This window comes from Microcoleus sp. Pol7_B2 (assembly GCF_036701035.1).
In the GTDB taxonomy this organism is placed as follows: domain Bacteria; phylum Cyanobacteriota; class Cyanobacteriia; order Cyanobacteriales; family Microcoleaceae; genus Microcoleus.
The window spans coordinates 1-3269 of record NZ_JAUBQB010000165.1 but is presented as its reverse complement, the minus strand read 5'-3'; the positions used below and the strand labels follow the sequence as shown (position 1 = coordinate 3269).

The following is a 3269-nucleotide window of genomic DNA, read 5'->3' as shown; positions in this document are numbered from 1 at the left end:
CCAGTTAAATCCCGAGGGCGCGCATCAGCAAATAGCCCAATCCCCTAATTTATTATTCCGACAATAAATCCGCCCTGGGGGATACGGATTGCGATCGCTCTTGACAAGGAGTTGGCGCGACTTCTGCAAGTTCCTCCACTGATTCAATGAGTCGCACAGAGCTAGGGTTGATGTTTAATATTAGAGCACTACCTTTAGGCGAGGGTTCAATAGTGGCCTCAAAGGTAGTGCCGATCGGCAATTTAGGTGAATTAGCAGAGAACATAGCTAATTCTTGTCCGTCAAGGAGGACAATAGGGCTGCCGTCGCGCCTCGAACCGCTACCGCTAACAGATCCCACCTCAAAAGTCAATGTTTTTTGCCTCCATTTGGGACTGCTAAAGTCAACATCTTTCAAGTCATTGTACTTCTGCCCAATCAGTTCAGCTCTGTCAAACTGAAAGGTTTGCAATTGCTGGCAAATTTCATCTGTAAACAAATTGAGAACCAATGCTGCTTTAGGTGTTTGGTTTTGGGACTCAAGCCAAGTATAATCAGCAGGAGCTACAATGCGTGAGCTCACATCTTTGGTGCGACCAAGACCATCGCGGTAAGTTAAGTCTAAACTGTCGATGTCGTTGACATTTTCGCAAAACTTCTTCTCAAGAATTCCCACCAGTTTGTCGCTGGGTTCAATTAAGGCAAAATTGACCATTGGCAGGCTCGGATGCAAAGTTGCTTCATATTTAATGCCTTTGCTGTCTAACAATTCTTTCCAATGTCCAGCTAAGTCTTTGCCAACTGGCTGTCGCTTCTTATCCCTGACAGTCTTATTGCTACCGTCCCGTTCAAATTCCTCGAAAGGGACGCTCAGAATGTAAGTGTCTTTTGGCATTGCTTCGTGCAGTCGCTCGTACTCAGGTTCAAGGTTGAATTCAATCAGCAGTTGGCGAGAAAGTTCCTTACAAGCTTTGCGAGGAACTTCTAAGTTGGGATTGGCGGTTTCGACGTGCCACATCGCACTAGCAGCTAAAAACCGTTCTTCAGGGTCAGCCCAAGCTTCGGTCACATCGGCTCTTAAGCTCTCGTATAACTTGCTGACGGCTTCTTTAATTGCCTTAGAATCGTCGCCGCACTCCAAGTGAATTTCACCCATCCTTTCTCGATAGCGTTCCTTAATATCTTGTGCCCACCTGACATAATGTTTCTCCCATTTTTCTCGTTCATCCAAGTCGGAAGGAGACTCGAACAGGTAGCGAAATTCGTCGCGGTGGCGGCTTTTTAGACGAGTTGATTCCCATTCGGGGTTAACAGCCTCTCTAGCAATGCAATTGATAGCGGTGCCGTCTCCTATAGGTAATGGTACGGTTTTGTAAAGCCTGGGGTCGTCTTTGTAGTCAAATAGGTAGCTTGGGTGCTGTTCTGACCACTGCTTAGCCTTGGACAACAAAGTAGGGTGGTGGTCTTCGGTGCGAGTAGCACTTTTGGGACTGTCCACTTCAATTTGCAGGGCATCAAATAGCTTTCCAAGAAGCTGCCGCTTCTGTTGATTGAATAAACTTTCTGGCTGTCCCGGTTCTGCTGCTGACGATTGCACTCTCCCGATTAAGGTAGCAACCCAGCCGATTTTGTTTTGGGCGATGGCTACGGCAATTTGCCGCAATTTGGTATACTTGCGCTCGCCATCACTATCGGTAGCTTTAGTGTAGTCAACTTTCTCTCGCTTCTCAACAGCATCGTACTCATTCTCTTGATTAGCGTGCCTGGTTTCAGAGGCGATATTCGGCATTCGTGAAGCAGGCGTAATCACTAATTGATCGCCGTCAAAATCACATTGATGATGCTGCATGGCTTGGTCAGAGCGAATGAAAACGCACCCTTTGTATTGCGTTAATGCGCGATGGCTTTTGTTGTCTACTGTGTAGCGGCGGATGTTATCTTTACTGACAATTGGGTATCGGGTAACGATGACTTCTGTGCCGTGTCGCAAGTGGGGGGCCACAATTGTACCGGGTTGGAGGTTTTCACAAGGTTGAGCCATTGCTGAACCGTGATGAATTGTTCCTTTAATTGCTAAGTCTTTCCACTTTTTAGCCAGTTGTTCTTGCATGAAATCGACGACTTTGGGAAAGTCGAGGAGTTGACCGAGTTTGTCGTTCCTCAAAATTGAAATTAGCCGGGATTCGTTGCGTTGGGCTTTTTCATCTGTTTCGTCTTCTAATCCGCTGCTGTCTTCGTGAAGGCTAGATTGAAAAGCAGCTTTTTTGTCGTGCTGCTCCACTAAGTATTTGGCAAGTTGCAGCCGGTTATTTTGCAAGTCAGCTAGCTTTTGGGCTTCAATTTTGGTCGGTGTCGCGATGTCAGCCTGAATAGCTGGTTCAGAATACCAAATCGAAAATTGCCAGGAATTTTCGTATTCAGTTACTTTGGCGTTGCCTCGATTTCCCAGTATAGCTTTGGGAAATTCGTAGTCGCCACAGGGGATAAGTTCAGCTAATTGCTCTTTAGCAACTCCTTTGATAGAGGAGCGATCCATAATGATATCATAACCCAAGTCGGAGGTTAAATTAGCATCAGGCAACAGCGTTCCTTTGGCAAGAAAGCTAATTTCTGGAGTGTGGCAGTCTTCTTGTCCCCATTCCTGCATCCAGGCAAATCTGAATTGAAAAGGTCGGTTGTAATTCCCTCCTAATTGTTGGGCTAGTGCCGGTGAAATTTTACCGTGACAGTCTCCGGTTTGCCACTTATGAGCTTTCGCTTTTTCACTTTGGTCATCGCTTTGAGAATCAACAATTTTGAGTCGCAAGGTTTCGCCGTCAAGGGAGCTATCTAACAATTTGGCTCCTTGGTTGCAACTGCTAACTAGCAGTGAGCCGTAGCGACAGGCGTGGTCGGGTTGGGTTTTGAATACGCTCAACAGTTTGGTTGAGAGTTCAATGTCTGCAAAGTACACATTTTTGCCGGAGCTGAAAGCAACTCTTCTGGTAATACCATCTCCGAAGTCGATGTTTTTGAGAGGGTCGAAGCTGCTATCATTTGGGTCTGGTTTAACGATGGTTAGGGATGCTAATTCTTCAGGTTCAAAAAGCAGTTCAAGCAGGGAGTTACGCAGCACTTCTGATTCAGCTTGGTACCGCCCCTTTGCTCTACCGTCAGCCAAGGACATATCAAAGACTGGGATTTTTAGTCCTTCCCCAGCTACCCATTCTGTGGCATTGGTAACAAGTTAGAAAGGAGTAGATTTTGTCAATACCTCTTTCTGCAGAAATATTATGGAACAATAATGATAA

At 46.1% G+C, this 3269-nt stretch carries 1 protein-coding gene; it reads right to left on the bottom strand.

The window, feature by feature from the left end; all coding sequences use genetic code 11:
- Window positions 1–52: 52 nt before the first annotated feature.
- Window positions 53–3145 carry a hypothetical protein gene (locus QUA57_RS28240; RefSeq protein WP_333065098.1) on the bottom strand — a complete coding sequence of 1031 codons (3093 nt, stop codon included), beginning with the start codon at window positions 3143–3145 and terminating at the stop codon, window positions 53–55.
- Window positions 3146–3269 lie beyond the last annotated feature (124 nt).